Here is a 12,428-nt window from a genome sequence, read left to right on the forward strand (position 1 = left end):
TTTTGTCTGTCAATCAGATTTCTTGCTCGGGAGAAGCATGTCGGGATCCAATTCAGCAATAAGCCGCCGCCGTTTGTTAAAAGGGGCCGGGGCGATGTGGCTGCTCAGCGTCAGCCAGGTGGGTCTTGCCGCCACAAGTCAGGTGGTGGCGGTGCGCGTCTGGCCGTCGTCAACCTATACGCGCGTCACGGTGGAATCCAATCGGGTGCTGAAATATAAGCAGTTTGCCCTCAGCAACCCTGAGCGTGTGGTGGTGGATCTCGAAGGCGTTAACCTGAACTCCGTTCTGAAGGGGATGGCGGCGCAGATCCGAGGTGATGATCCGTTTATCAAATCGGCGCGCGTAGGGCAGTTTGATCCGCAAACCGTGCGCATGGTGTTTGAACTGAAGCAGAATGTGAAACCGCAGCTGTTTGCCCTTGCGCCAGTTGCGACGTTCAAAGAACGTCTGGTGATGGATCTCTATCCGGCAAATGCAACGGACATTCAGGATCCCCTTCTGGCATTACTGGAAGACTACAACCAGGGCAATCTTGAGAAACAGGTTCCACCTGCGCAAAGTGGCCCGCAGCCCGGGAAAGCAGGGCGCGATCGCCCGATTGTGATCATGCTCGATCCTGGCCATGGAGGCGAAGACTCAGGCGCGATAGGCAAATACCGGACGCGGGAAAAAGATGTGGTGTTGCAGATTGCCCGCCGTCTTAAAGCGTTAATCGATAAAGAGGGCAACATGCGCGCCTATATGACGCGCAATGAAGATGTCTTTATTCCGCTGAAAGTGCGTGTGGCAAAAGCCCAGAAGCAGCGTGCGGATCTCTTTGTCTCTATCCACGCTGATGCGTTTACCAGCCGTCAGCCAAGTGGATCGTCAGTATTTGCCCTCTCAACCAAAGGGGCGACCAGTACCGCGGCGCGTTACCTCGCGGACACGCAGAACGCCTCGGATCTCATCGGTGGTGTGAGCAAAAGCGGCGACCGCTATGTGGATCACACCATGTTCGATATGGTGCAATCGCTGACCATTACCGACAGCCTGAAGTTTGGTAAAGCGGTGCTGGGTAAGCTTGGCAATATCAACAAGCTGCACAAAAACAGCGTTGAGCAGGCCGGGTTTGCGGTACTGAAAGCGCCAGATATCCCGTCTATCCTGGTTGAAACGGCGTTTATCAGTAACGTGGAAGAGGAGCGGAAGCTCAAGACGGCCAAATTCCAGCAGGAAGTGGCGGAGTCGATTCTGGCAGGGATCAGGGCGTATTTCTCTGACGGGGCGACGCTGGCAAGACGTGGATAATGCTGCCCGCCGGGTTAACGCCCGGCAAATTCACAAACGACAGATACAAAAAAACACCCTTAAGGGTGTTGATTGTTTTTAGAAGTATTGGTTGCGGGGGCCGGATTTGAACCGACGACCTTCGGGTTATGAGCCCGACGAGCTACCAGGCTGCTCCACCCCGCGTCCGTCTTTCTACTTGTGTAGAAACTTACTTCTTCAAATTTGATTGGTTGCGGGGGCCGGATTTGAACCGACGACCTTCGGGTTATGAGCCCGACGAGCTACCAGGCTGCTCCACCCCGCGTCCGTCTTTCTACTCTCGTAGAAGATACTTCATCAAATTTTAATTGGTTGCGGGGGCCGGATTTGAACCGACGACCTTCGGGTTATGAGCCCGACGAGCTACCAGGCTGCTCCACCCCGCGTCCGTGGATGCGCACTATACTCGGTTAGGTTTGTGATGCAACCCCTTTTTCACATAATTCATTAATTTTGTATGTAAATTGAACGGCATCGAAACCTTTGGACTATTTTTTGCTCAGAATTTGCCAAAGGGCATGTGATTCCGTTTCTTTAGAACAGTGGGTTTGTTATCTTCATCACGCGGAAATGGGCAACTTAAAGACGAGATATAATGAAAGGACGTTGGGCAAAGTATCTGATCACGGGCGCAATGGTAGCGATTCTTGCCGCCTGTTCTTCTAAACCGACCGATCGCGGTCAACAGTATAAAGACGGGAAGCTATCCCAGCCTTTCTCTTTAGTTAACCAGCCGGATGCTGTCGGCGCACCGATCAACGCCGGTGATTTCTCCGAGCAGGTTTACCAGATCCGCAATGCGTCGCCGCGCCTGTATGGCTCACAGAGTAGCGTTTATAACGCCGTGCAGGACTGGCTGCGTGCGGGCGGTGATACGCGCAACATGCGCCAGTTTGGTATCGACGCCTGGCAGATGGAAGGGGCGGACAACTACGGCAACGTGCAGTTTACCGGCTATTACACTCCGGTTATCCAGGCGCGCCATACGCGTCAGGGCGAATTCCAGTATCCCATTTATCGTATGCCGCCAAAACGTGGCCGCCTGCCGTCCCGCGCGGAGATCTACGCCGGTGCGCTTAGCGAAAACTACGTCCTGGCTTACAGCAACTCCTTGATGGACAACTTCATCATGGATGTTCAGGGCAGTGGCTACATCGATTTTGGTGACGGTTCTCCGCTGAACTTCTTTAGCTACGCCGGCAAAAACGGCCATGCCTACCGCAGCATTGGTAAAGTGCTGATCGACCGGGGCGAAGTGAAAAAAGAAGATATGTCGATGCAGGCGATCCGCGAGTGGGGCGAAAAACACAGTGAAGCCGAGGTGCGTGAGCTGCTGGAGCAGAACCCGTCATTCGTCTTCTTTAAACCGCAAAACTTTGCGCCGGTGAAAGGGGCGAGCGCCGTGCCGCTGATTGGCCGTGCGTCGGTGGCATCGGATCGTTCCATCATTCCTGCGGGTACCACGCTGCTGGCAGAAGTGCCGCTGCTGGACAATAACGGTAAATTTAACGGACAGTACGAGTTACGTCTGATGGTGGCGCTGGATGTCGGTGGGGCAATCAAAGGCCAGCACTTTGATATTTATCAGGGGATTGGCCCGGACGCCGGCCACCGTGCAGGCTGGTATAACCACTATGGCCGCGTATGGGTGCTGAAGACAGCGCCTGGCGCCGGAAACGTATTCAGCGGCTGATTGTGGTATTCTGAGCGGAATACGGATTACTGTTCAGGGTGAGGAAAAACCTCACCCTTTTTACATCTGAGGTTTTATGTCTGTGGTAATCAGCGACGCGTGGCGCCAGCGTTTTGGTGGTACGGCACGTCTCTATGGTGAAAAAGCCCTGCAGCTGTTTGCGGATGCGCATGTCTGCGTCGTGGGCATTGGTGGTGTGGGCTCGTGGGCGGCAGAAGCGCTGGCGAGAACCGGTATTGGCGCAATCACACTGATTGATATGGATGATGTGTGCGTCACCAACACCAACCGTCAAATCCATGCCCTGCGTGACAACGTCGGCCTGGCAAAATCTGAGGTCATGGCAGAGCGTATCCGCCTGATCAACCCGGAATGTCGGGTCACGGTGATTGATGATTTTGTGACGGCGGATAATGTCGCAGACTATATGAGTAAAGGCTACAGCTACGTGATTGACGCGATTGATAGCGTGCGTCCAAAAGCGGCGCTTATTGCGTACTGTCGTCGTTACAAGGTGCCACTGGTGACCACCGGTGGCGCAGGCGGACAAATCGATCCCACACAGATCCAGGTGGCCGATCTGGCGAAAACCATTCAGGATCCGTTGGCGGCCAAACTGCGTGAACGGCTGAAAAGCGACTTCAACGTGGTGAAAAACAGCAAAGGTAAGCTGGGCGTCGACTGCGTTTTCTCGACTGAAGCGCTGGTTTATCCGCAGGCTGACGGCTCGGTCTGTGCCATGAAAAGCACGGCGGAAGGGCCTAAAAGGATGGATTGCGCCTCAGGATTTGGTGCGGCCACCATGGTGACCGCCTCCTTTGGCTTTGTGGCGGTATCTCACGCCCTGAAGAAGATGATGGCGAAGGCAGAACGTCAGGCCTGAGCCTGACGGGCGGCGTCCTGTACCGCTTCACTAAGGGCGACCAGGCCCTGGCCGCGCGAGGCGCTCAGCTGCGCGCGCAAACCCAGTTCATCGAACAGGGTCAGCGGCGATTGCGCCAGTAGCGTCGCCGCGCTTTTACCCTCGACGGCGGTTAACAGCACCGCCAGCAGCCCGCGAACGATGCGTCCTTCGCTGTCGCCAAAGAAATGCAGTTTCTCTCCGGATACGCTGAACCCAAGCCAGACGCGGTTTTCGCACCCCGCGATCTCCTTTGCCTGTGCTTTAAGATCGTCAGAAAGGGCCGGAAGCTGCTTACCCAGCAGGATCAGTTGACGATATTTATCTTCCCATTGCGTGAGCGGCGCAAAGGTCTGTTTTAACGTTTCTTCTGTGATCACTGTGCCAAACGGGTGTCCGGCTAAAGCAGAGCTAGTCATTAATCCACCAGGAGTTCAAGGGCGCGGTCAACCGCGGAAATCAGTGCGTCGACATCGCTTTGGGTATTGTAAGGCGCAAACGAGGCGCGCAGTGTACCACTCACGCCAAGTGCCGCCAGCAGCGGCTGGGCGCAATGCTGTCCGGCACGCAGGGCAATGCCATATCCGGCCAACAGCGTCACCATGTCGCTATGGTGTACGCCTGCAAAATCAAAAGCTAACAGGCTTGAATCCTGCACGCGGAACGAACGAAAGCCAGGACGCTTTTTAAGCTCCTCTTCAGCCAGCGTCGCCAGACCCCGGCTCCAGCTTTCAGCCTGGGCAATATCCGTTTCAGCGAGCCATTCGAGGGCGGCGCTCAGGCCAATGACGCCCGCCACGTTCGGCGTTCCTGCTTCCAGACGGTAAGGAACGTCCTGCGTTTTAAAGCCCTCGAAAGAGACTTCTGTGATCATCTTGCCGCCACCGAGCCACGGCGTCATTTGCGCCAGCAACTCAGGCTTACCGTACAACGCCCCGATACCGGTTGGTCCGTAAAGCTTATGTCCTGAGAAGGCATAAAAATCGATATCCAGTTTTTGCACATCGGCCGGGAAATGGACCACACCCTGCGCACCGTCGATCATCACTACCATGCCGCTGGCATGCGCGATGCGGATAGCCTGCGCCAGATCCGGACAGCCACCAGTGACATTCGACATCTGCCCAAGCGCCAGAATGCGGCTGCGCGGTGTAATCAGCTCCGGTAACTGTGCCACGTCCGGCAGATAATCTGCCCCCAGCGGGAGTTTCACCACCCGTGCCCCGGTTTGTTCTGCCACCATTAGCCAGGGTACCAGGTTGGCGTGATGTTCCGCCTCACTGACGATGATTTCGTCTCCTGGCTGGAGCAGGGGGCGGGCATAGCACTGGGCCACCATGTTAATGGCTTCGGTGGTGCCTCGTGTCCAGACGATGTTTTTTCCGCTGCCGACATTGATCAGGCGTGCAACCTGATCGCGTGCAGCTTCATAGCGAGCGGTTAAGCGCCGGGCCTCGGCAAACTGGCTACGATGCACATTGCCTGCGCTCAGGCTATAGAACTGCTGCGTTGCCTCAATCACCGCCTGTGGCTTTAAGGCGGTGGCAGCGCTATCAAGATAAATACCGGCATCGGCCAGCGCCGGAAACTGTGCGCGAAACTGCGCAGGACTGAAAGCGTTCATGGAATTCCTCATTGCATTACTGAGATCGTCGCGCAATTTCAGCGGCAGGGCAAGGAGGTTGATATCTATCAGAATTGTCTGCTTATCCCAACGCCCCTGAAAAAGCAGGTTATGCTAAATAGTGTTAGGCGGATGTTTTAGCCTGTTATAAATCGAGGTTTGAATAGCATTAATTGCTAAAGGAGAAGAATCATGAATAAGACAGCTGCAATCATTTCTGCCTGTGCGTTTACTTTTGCCCTGAGCGCCTGTTCTGGTAACAACTACGTCATGCACACTAACGATGGTCGTTCCATTGTTTCGGAAGGGAAACCGACAACCGATAACGATACCGGGATGATTTCATATAAAGATGCTAACGGGAACAAGCAGCAGATCAACCGCACGGACGTGAAAGAGATGAAAGAGATCGAGCATTAACAGATCGATAAGCAAAAAAAAGCACCGCAAATTGGCGGTGCTACATTAATCACTATGGACAGACAGGGTAAATGTACAGGAAGTGAAAAATTGGTAGCGTTGCTACCGTGGTCTGAATCGCAGACCAATTGCAAACACAACAACACAACATCACAACCGTAAGCCAAAAGCCCTTCAGAACACGCATTCCAAAAAAAGCTTCTCGTTCCGGCTCAGGAAGTGCCGCCACTATAGGTATTTGCTGGTAGTTCCTCAACGGACAAATTATAATGGCTCAGATAAAAAAAACTAATAGGTTAAACGTTGTTTCCTATTTGTTAAATCTTGTTAACATCTAAGCCAGATAACCATGTCCAAGCGATTGCCACCCCTTAATGCATTACGCGTTTTTGATGCAGCAGCACGTCACCTGAGCTTCACCCGTGCAGCAGATGAGCTTTTTGTGACACAGGCCGCAGTAAGTCACCAAATCAAGTCCCTGGAGGATTTTCTGGGCCTCAAGCTGTTCCGCCGGCGCAACCGTTCACTGTTGTTGACGGAAGAGGGGCAGAGCTATTTTCAGGATATTAAAGAGATTTTTTCCCAGCTCACGGAAGCCACGCGTAAGCTGCAGGCGAGGAGTGCAAAAGGCGCACTAACGGTAAGTTTATTGCCCAGTTTTGCCATTCAATGGCTGGTACCCAGACTCTCAAGCTTTAACTCAGCTTATCCGGGAATTGACGTTCGAATCCAGGCCGTGGATCGTCAGGAAGACAAACTGGCGGACGATGTGGATGTCGCCATTTTTTATGGTCGCGGTAACTGGCCAGGCTTGCGTGTCGAGAAATTATACGCAGAATATCTGCTACCGGTCTGTTCGCCGCTGCTTTTAACAGGTGATAAAGCGTTAAAGTCGCCCGCCGATCTGGCACAACATACGCTATTACACGATGCTTCTCGCCGCGACTGGCAAACTTATACCCGTCAATTAGGTCTTAATCATATAAACGTGCAGCAGGGGCCCATTTTTAGCCACAGTGCGATGGTGCTACAGGCTGCCATTCACGGACAGGGCGTGGCGCTGGCGAACAACGTCATGGCGCAGTCCGAAATTGAGGCTGGCCGTCTGGTTTGCCCTTTTAATGATGTACTGGTCAGCAAGAATGCGTTTTATCTGGTTTGTCATGACAGTCAGGCAGAACTGGGTAAAATAGCCGCTTTCCGGCAGTGGATACTGGCGAAAGCGGCGAGCGAGCAAGAAAAATTCCGCTTCAGGTATGAACAATAACTTTTGTGTGCCGGGGCACGCATTACTTTAGGACTGAAACATGACCAGCCGATTCATGCTGATTTTTGCCGCGGTGAGTGGCTTTATTTTTGTTGCACTGGGCGCCTTTGGCGCACATGTCTTAAGCAAGTCTTTGGGCGTCGTTGAGATGGGCTGGATCCAGACCGGCCTTGAATATCAGGCGTTCCATACCCTGGCTATTTTTGGGCTGGCGGTGGCGATGCAGCGCCGGATCAGCATCTGGTTTTACTGGAGCAGTGTATTTCTGGCGCTGGGCACGGTGCTGTTCAGCGGCAGCCTTTACTGCCTTGCACTCTCGCATTTGCGCCTGTGGGCGTTTGTTACACCTGTCGGCGGCGTCAGCTTCCTGGCAGGGTGGGTATTAATGTTTATCGGAGCTATCCGTCTGAAACGCAAGGGCGTTGTTCATGAATAAGGTTGTTTTATATTGTCGCCCGGGGTTTGAGAAAGAGTGCGCCGCGGAAATTACGGATAAAGCGGCGAAGCGAGAAGTCTTCGGTTTTGCGCGCGTTAAGGATAATGCGGGCTATGTGGTGTTCGAATGCTACCAGCCTGACGATGCGGACAAGCTGGCACGCGAGCTGCCGTTCAGTTCACTGATCTTTGCACGCCAGATGTTTGTCGCGGGTGAGTTGTTGAAAGATCTTCCGCCAGAAGATCGCATCACCCCGATTGTGGGCATGCTGCAGGGCGTGGTCGAGAAGGGCGGTGATTTGCGCGTTGAGGTGGCCGACACCAATGAAAGCAAAGAGCTGATGAAGTTCTGCCGTAAGTTCACCGTACCGCTGCGCGTGGCGCTGCGTGATGCCGGCGTGCTGACAAATTACGAAACGCCAAAGCGTCCGGTGGTGCATATCTTCTTTATTGCCCCGGGCTGCTGCTACACCGGTTATTCTTACACCAACAACAACTCTCCGTTCTTTATGGGGATCCCACGTCTGAAGTTCCCGGCTGATGCGCCGAGCCGTTCAACCCTGAAGCTGGAGGAGGCGTTTCACGTCTTTATTCCGGCGGATGAGTGGGATGAGCGTCTGGCCAACGGCATGTACGCGGTCGATCTCGGGGCATGCCCCGGGGGCTGGACCTATCAGCTGGTGAAACGCAACATGTGGGTGTCGTCTGTTGATAACGGCCCGATGGCGCAAAGCCTGATGGACACCGGGCAGGTCACCTGGCTGCGTGAAGACGGTTTCCGCTATCGTCCAACCCGCAATAACATCTCCTGGATGGTGTGCGATATGGTGGAAAAACCAGCGAAAGTGGCGGCACTGATGGCCTCCTGGCTGGTGAACGGCTGGTGCCGTGAGACGATTTTTAACCTCAAACTGCCAATGAAAAAGCGCTATGAGGAGGTCTCTCAGAACCTGGCCTATATTCAGCAGCAACTGGATGAACACGGCATTAACGTGGAGATCCAGGCGCGTCAGCTGTATCACGATCGCGAAGAGGTGACGGTGCATATTCGTCGCTGGTGGGCGGCCGTGGGTGGGCGTCGCGACGAGCGATAGGCCCCTCACCCTAACCCTCTCCCCAACGGGGAGAGGGGACTCTTAACGCTCTAACCTCAACTGCTGCAAATTCCCGTCCAGCTGTAAATCCGTCTGTAACGTCGCCACATCCCGGCAGATAAAGGCCATCTCTTTATGTGCCTCCAGCTTCTTGCGCCATTTTTCCGGGACCTCATCGAGCCGGGCGTAGATCCCTTCCAGATCCTGAAAATCCGTCAGGAGTTGTGCGGCACTCTTGGGTCCAATACCGGCAACGCCCGGCACCTTAGAACTGCTGATCCCCGCCAGCCCCCAGTAGTCAGGAAGCTGTTCAGGCGAGACGCCAAATTCACTGGCAATAAACGGGGCGTCGAGCCAGCGTTTCTGGAAGTAATCACGAATGCGGATAGTGGGAGAGAGCAGCTGACAGTAGCCTTTATCCGTCGATACAATGGTTGCCTGATGCCCGGCGCTGGCCACTTTGACCGCAAGCGTCGCCGCCAGATCGTCGGCTTCATTGCCCTGGGCGCCCCAGCAGGGCACGCCGCGCTGTTCAAATGCCGTGCGAATCATCGGCATTTCTGAATGCAAATCGTCCGGCATCGGGGCGCGTCCGGCTTTATAGTCCGGCAAACGCTGATGTCGCCAGCCGGAATTACGCGCCTCATCATCAAACACGGCCACGACATGCGTCGGTTCGCTGTGGCGAATAAGTTGCTCCAGCGCGTGCAGACAGGTGTCCTTACAGGGCGTACCTTGCACTGCATGGATCCGGCGAATCAGGTTGAGCGCGTCGACGATAAGCAAATGAACAGCCACAGATATTCTCCCTTAACTCTCATGGCTAAAGGGTATCACTGTCGGCAGGATGAAACGAATAGCGTGAGGAAAAACAGGAAGAAGCCTCGCAAAACGAGGCTTCCTGAGCGGCTTAATCGCAGGTGACGATCTTCATTGCCAGACCACCGCGAGAGGTTTCACGGTATTTGGCGTTCATATCTTTACCGGTTTCGTACATGGTTTCGATAACCTTATCGAGGCAGACGCGTGGCTCGCTGGTGCGGCGCAGCGCCATACGTGCGGCGTTCACTGCCTTGACGGAGGTGATCGCGTTACGCTCGATACACGGCACCTGAACCTGTCCGGCAACCGGGTCACAGGTCAGCCCCAGGTTATGCTCCATGCCGATTTCGGCGGCAATGCATACCTGCGCCGGGCTTGCACCCAACAACTCTGCCAGACCCGCTGCGGCCATGGAACAGGCCACGCCGACTTCACCCTGACAGCCCACTTCCGCGCCGGAAATGGAGGCGTTCATCTTGTACAGTGACCCAATCGCACTGGCGACCAGCATATAGCGCGCCAGCGAGTTCGCATTCACTTCACGGATAAACTTGTCGTAGTACGCCAGCACCGCCGGAACAATACCGCAGGCTCCGTTGGTTGGCGCGGTGACCACGCGGCCACCCGCGGCGTTCTCTTCATTTACCGCCAGGGCGAACATGTTGATCCAGTCCACCACCGCCATCGGGTCGGTTGTCGTTTTGTCGGTGCTCACCAGCATACGGCGCAAGGCGGCTGCACGGCGCGGTACGCGAAGCTTACCAGGCAGAACGCCTTCGGTGGTGATACCGCGTTCAATCCCGCCGCGCATCACCTCCCAGACGTTAGCAAAGTGCTGTTCCAGCTCCGCTTTACTGTGCAGGGCCAGTTCGTTTTTCATCATCAGGCCAGAGAGGGAGAGGCCCGTCTCCTGGCAGTGACGCTGTAAATCCGCCGCCGTTTTGTACGGATACGGCACCTCGACAGAAGCGGTATTGGTTTGACCAAAGTGGTCTTCGTCGACGATAAACCCGCCGCCGATAGAGTAATACGTCTGGCTGTAAACCGCGGTGTCACCTGCCAGGGCGGTAATACGCATACCATTTTCGTGCAGTGACAGGTTGTCGGCATGGAAATTCATGCAGCGATCAACCGGGAATTCCACTTCGTGTTCGCCATTTGCCAGCAGCAGGCGACCGTGGGTATTAACGTCCTGGATGAAGCCAGGGATCGCATCAATATCTACGGTATCCGGCAGGTTACCCGCCAGGCCCATGATAATGGCGATATCGGTATGGTGGCCTTTACCGGTGAGGGAAAGGGAACCGTATACATCGACAACCACGCGGGTAACGTCGTGCAAAATACCGCGTGCAATCAAGTCATCCGTGAACTGTTTACCGGCTTTCATTGGTCCGACAGTGTGAGAGCTGGAAGGACCAATACCGATTTTGAAAATATCGAATACGCTAATCATGATGCGTCCATTGCTTTCAGTCAGAGAGGAGAAGTGCGCCGCCCTAAGACGGCGCTGGAGGTATTAGCTGAACAGTGAGTAGAAAATGGCAGAGATGGCAATCAGACCCATAACCACAACGAACACGTTGCTGATATGGCCGCTGTATTTACGCATCGCAGGGACTTTCTGAATCGCGTACATCGGCATCAGGAACAGAATCATCGCGATAACCGGGCCGCCCAGGGTTTCAATCATGCCCAGGATGCTTGGGTTGAGCGTTGCAACGGCCCAGGTGGTCAGCAGCATAAACAGCGCAGTGATTTTGTTCAGTTTGCTGATTTCAATGCTCTTGCCTTTACCACGCAGAGATTTAATCACCATACCGTTGAAGCCTTCACGTGCGCCCAGATAGTGGCCCAGGAAGGATTTAGTGATAGCGATAATCGCGATGATTGGCGCCATCCAGGCAATCAGCGGAGCGTTAAAGTGGTTTGCCAGGTAAGACAGAATAGAGATGTTCTGCTCTTTCGCTGCCGCCAGGTCCGCCGGGGAGAGGCTCAGTACGCAGCTGAAGACAAAGAACATCACGGTCAGCACCATCATGATGTGTGCACGTGCCAGGATGCTGGAGCACTTCTTCTCTGCGCCTGCACCGTACTCTTCACGTTTCGCCACGGCGAAGGAAGAGATGATCGGGGAGTGGTTAAAGGAGAAGACCATCACCGGAATCGCCAGCCACAGGGTCATCATCAGACCATTACCGGTCGCAGATGCGCTGCTCAGGGACAGGGTTTCCAGCGCTGCACCGTTCCACTGTGGGATCAGGTAGCAGGCCAGCACCATCAGGGCGGCAACAAACGGGAACACCAGAACGCTCATCGCTTTCACGATCATCTGCTCGCCGAAGCGCACGATGGTCATCATACCGACGATCAGGATCAGAGACAGAATGGCACGCGGTGGCGGCGTCATCTGCAGCTGGTGCGTCATGAAGCTTTCAACGGTGTTGGTGATCGCCACGCTGTAAACCAGCAGAATCGGGTAAATCGCGAAGAAGTAGAGCAGGGTAATCAGTTTACCTGCGCCGATACCAAAGTGTTCTTCAACCACTTCAGTAATGTCTTCGCCCGGGTTTTTACCAGACAACACAAAGCGGGTCAGACCGCGGTGTGCGAAGAAGGTCATCGGGAACGCGATGATGGCCATGATGATCAGCGGGATCAGACCGCCGACACCTGCGTTGATAGGAAGGAACAGTACACCAGCGCCGATTGCTGTGCCGTAAAGGCCAAGCATCCACATGGTATCCGTTTTGCGCCAACCACTTCGGGATTCAATCGAAGCAACGGTGCTGGTTTGAGTGGTTTCCATCTGTATCTCCTGGAGGAAGCAAATTGTCAGGTTTGTAGTCAAATCCGATGA

At 54.5% G+C, this 12,428-nt stretch carries 12 protein-coding genes and 3 tRNA genes; 7 read left to right on the forward strand and 8 right to left on the reverse strand.

The window, feature by feature from the left end; translation table 11 throughout:
* Window positions 1–37 precede the first annotated feature (37 nt).
* Window positions 38–1,291 (forward strand): N-acetylmuramoyl-L-alanine amidase AmiC, encoded by a 1,254-nt coding sequence (amiC, locus tag EKN38_RS07010; RefSeq protein WP_014833113.1) that lies wholly within the window; start codon window positions 38–40, stop codon window positions 1,289–1,291.
* 88 nt (window positions 1,292–1,379) lie between these two features.
* On the opposite strand, the gene EKN38_RS07015 is transcribed toward amiC, so the two are convergent.
* From EKN38_RS07015 to EKN38_RS07025, 3 genes are all read right to left on the reverse strand, one after another.
* Window positions 1,380–1,456: transfer RNA gene (locus EKN38_RS07015), tRNA-Met, on the reverse strand.
* A 44-nt stretch (window positions 1,457–1,500) separates the two neighbouring features.
* Window positions 1,501–1,577 (reverse strand) — tRNA-Met (locus EKN38_RS07020).
* Between the two features lie 44 nt (window positions 1,578–1,621).
* Window positions 1,622–1,698 (reverse strand) — tRNA-Met (locus EKN38_RS07025).
* Between the two features lie 209 nt (window positions 1,699–1,907).
* Between EKN38_RS07025 and mltA the strand changes: the two genes are divergently transcribed.
* Window positions 1,908–3,005: a murein transglycosylase A gene (mltA, locus tag EKN38_RS07030; protein WP_014833112.1), complete on the forward strand. Its 1,098-nt coding sequence runs from the start codon at window positions 1,908–1,910 to the stop codon at window positions 3,003–3,005.
* Between the two features lie 76 nt (window positions 3,006–3,081).
* A complete protein-coding gene (gene tcdA / locus EKN38_RS07035) occupies window positions 3,082–3,888 on the forward strand; it encodes a tRNA cyclic N6-threonylcarbamoyladenosine(37) synthase TcdA (RefSeq protein WP_014833111.1) in 807 nt (268 codons plus the stop codon).
* Here tcdA and csdE read toward each other — a convergent pair.
* Both csdE and csdA read right to left on the reverse strand, forming a co-directional pair.
* Window positions 3,879–4,325 (reverse strand): cysteine desulfurase sulfur acceptor subunit CsdE, encoded by a 447-nt coding sequence (gene csdE / locus EKN38_RS07040; RefSeq protein ID WP_014833110.1) that lies wholly within the window; start codon window positions 4,323–4,325, stop codon window positions 3,879–3,881. The two genes, tcdA and csdE, sit on opposite strands and share 10 nt — an antisense overlap.
* Window positions 4,325–5,530, reverse strand: a complete 1,206-nt coding sequence (csdA, locus tag EKN38_RS07045; RefSeq protein WP_014833109.1) for a cysteine desulfurase CsdA — start codon at window positions 5,528–5,530, stop codon at window positions 4,325–4,327. Before csdA ends, csdE begins: the two co-directional genes overlap by 1 nt.
* 192 nt (window positions 5,531–5,722) lie before the next feature.
* Between csdA and EKN38_RS07050 the strand changes: the two genes are divergently transcribed.
* The 4 genes from EKN38_RS07050 to rlmM all read left to right on the forward strand — a co-directional run bounded on the left by EKN38_RS07050 (window position 5,723) and on the right by rlmM (window position 8,746).
* A complete protein-coding gene (locus EKN38_RS07050) occupies window positions 5,723–5,950 on the forward strand; it encodes a YgdI/YgdR family lipoprotein (protein WP_008499648.1) in 228 nt (75 codons plus the stop codon).
* Window positions 5,951–6,299: 349 nt separating this feature from the next.
* Entirely contained in the window at window positions 6,300–7,217 is a 918-nt protein-coding gene (gene gcvA / locus EKN38_RS07055) for a glycine cleavage system transcriptional regulator GcvA (RefSeq protein ID WP_014833108.1), read from the forward strand.
* A 40-nt stretch (window positions 7,218–7,257) separates the two neighbouring features.
* A complete protein-coding gene (locus tag EKN38_RS07060; protein WP_003862756.1) occupies window positions 7,258–7,653 on the forward strand; it encodes a DUF423 domain-containing protein in 396 nt (131 codons plus the stop codon).
* Complete coding sequence (rlmM, locus tag EKN38_RS07065) at window positions 7,646–8,746, forward strand: 23S rRNA (cytidine(2498)-2'-O)-methyltransferase RlmM (protein ID WP_014833107.1); 1,101 nt, start codon at window positions 7,646–7,648, stop codon at window positions 8,744–8,746. The genes EKN38_RS07060 and rlmM overlap by 8 nt, the downstream gene beginning before the upstream one ends.
* Window positions 8,747–8,788: 42 nt before the next feature.
* Here the strand turns inward: rlmM and xni are convergent, their stop codons facing one another.
* From xni to EKN38_RS07080, 3 genes are all read right to left on the reverse strand, one after another.
* Window positions 8,789–9,544 carry a flap endonuclease Xni gene (gene xni, locus EKN38_RS07070; RefSeq protein WP_014833106.1) on the reverse strand — a complete coding sequence of 252 codons (756 nt, stop codon included), beginning with the start codon at window positions 9,542–9,544 and terminating at the stop codon, window positions 8,789–8,791.
* A 112-nt stretch (window positions 9,545–9,656) separates the two neighbouring features.
* Complete coding sequence (locus EKN38_RS07075; protein ID WP_126521848.1) at window positions 9,657–11,024, reverse strand: L-serine ammonia-lyase; 1,368 nt, start codon at window positions 11,022–11,024, stop codon at window positions 9,657–9,659.
* A 63-nt stretch (window positions 11,025–11,087) separates the two neighbouring features.
* Entirely contained in the window at window positions 11,088–12,377 is a 1,290-nt protein-coding gene (locus EKN38_RS07080; RefSeq protein ID WP_014833104.1) for an HAAAP family serine/threonine permease, read from the reverse strand.
* Window positions 12,378–12,428 lie beyond the last annotated feature (51 nt).

This window comes from Enterobacter sp. WCHEn045836, from assembly GCF_003965585.1.
Lineage (GTDB): Bacteria > Pseudomonadota > Gammaproteobacteria > Enterobacterales > Enterobacteriaceae > Enterobacter > Enterobacter dissolvens.

What these genes read in the sequence shown, in the direction of transcription:
- rlmM (WP_014833107.1), top strand. Translation starts at nt 7,646, where the DNA reads ATGAATAAGGTTGTTTTATATTGTCGCCCGGGGTTTGAGAAAGAGTGC.
- csdA (WP_014833109.1), bottom strand. Translation starts at nt 5,530, where the DNA reads ATGAACGCTTTCAGTCCTGCGCAGTTTCGCGCACAGTTTCCGGCGCTG.
- EKN38_RS07050 (WP_008499648.1), top strand. Translation starts at nt 5,723, where the DNA reads ATGAATAAGACAGCTGCAATCATTTCTGCCTGTGCGTTTACTTTTGCC.
- EKN38_RS07080 (WP_014833104.1), bottom strand. Translation starts at nt 12,377, where the DNA reads ATGGAAACCACTCAAACCAGCACCGTTGCTTCGATTGAATCCCGAAGT.
- gcvA (WP_014833108.1), top strand. Translation starts at nt 6,300, where the DNA reads ATGTCCAAGCGATTGCCACCCCTTAATGCATTACGCGTTTTTGATGCA.
- amiC (WP_014833113.1), top strand. Translation starts at nt 38, where the DNA reads ATGTCGGGATCCAATTCAGCAATAAGCCGCCGCCGTTTGTTAAAAGGG.
- csdE (WP_014833110.1), bottom strand. Translation starts at nt 4,325, where the DNA reads ATGACTAGCTCTGCTTTAGCCGGACACCCGTTTGGCACAGTGATCACA.
- EKN38_RS07060 (WP_003862756.1), top strand. Translation starts at nt 7,258, where the DNA reads ATGACCAGCCGATTCATGCTGATTTTTGCCGCGGTGAGTGGCTTTATT.
- mltA (WP_014833112.1), top strand. Translation starts at nt 1,908, where the DNA reads ATGAAAGGACGTTGGGCAAAGTATCTGATCACGGGCGCAATGGTAGCG.
- EKN38_RS07075 (WP_126521848.1), bottom strand. Translation starts at nt 11,024, where the DNA reads ATGATTAGCGTATTCGATATTTTCAAAATCGGTATTGGTCCTTCCAGC.
- tcdA (WP_014833111.1), top strand. Translation starts at nt 3,082, where the DNA reads ATGTCTGTGGTAATCAGCGACGCGTGGCGCCAGCGTTTTGGTGGTACG.